Source organism: Clostridioides sp. ZZV14-6154, from assembly GCF_020657785.1.
Taxonomy (GTDB): domain Bacteria; phylum Bacillota; class Clostridia; order Peptostreptococcales; family Peptostreptococcaceae; genus Clostridioides.
This window is the reverse complement of record NZ_JAGWCY010000078.1, coordinates 1-275: the sequence shown is the minus strand read 5'-3', so window position 1 is coordinate 275 and position 275 is coordinate 1. Positions and strand designations below refer to the sequence as shown.

The window sequence follows — 275 nt, the reverse complement described above, 5'->3', positions numbered from 1 at the left end:
GGCAGTTTCCCACCAAGTACCATCAGCGCTAGAGAGCTTAACTTCTGTGTTCGGAATGGGAACAGGTGTATCCTCTCTGCTATTGTAACCACATAATCTTTATGCTTAATATTACTATTAAGTTATTGAAACTAGTAAAACTAGTTTCTTTAGAGTTAACACTCTAAAAACTACATATATATTTTAATTAATGAACATCAAATAAATATTGGTCAAGTCCTCGACCTATTAGTATCGATAAGCTAAATACATTGCTGCACTTACACCTTCGACCT

Annotated in this window: 1 rRNA gene; it reads right to left on the bottom strand. The window is 34.2% G+C overall.

Annotation, left to right across the window (positions count from 1 at the left end):
- Positions 1–93 (bottom strand): 5S ribosomal RNA (gene rrf / locus KGF45_RS19810); the annotation flags it as partial.
- Positions 94–275: the final 182 nt, after the last annotated feature.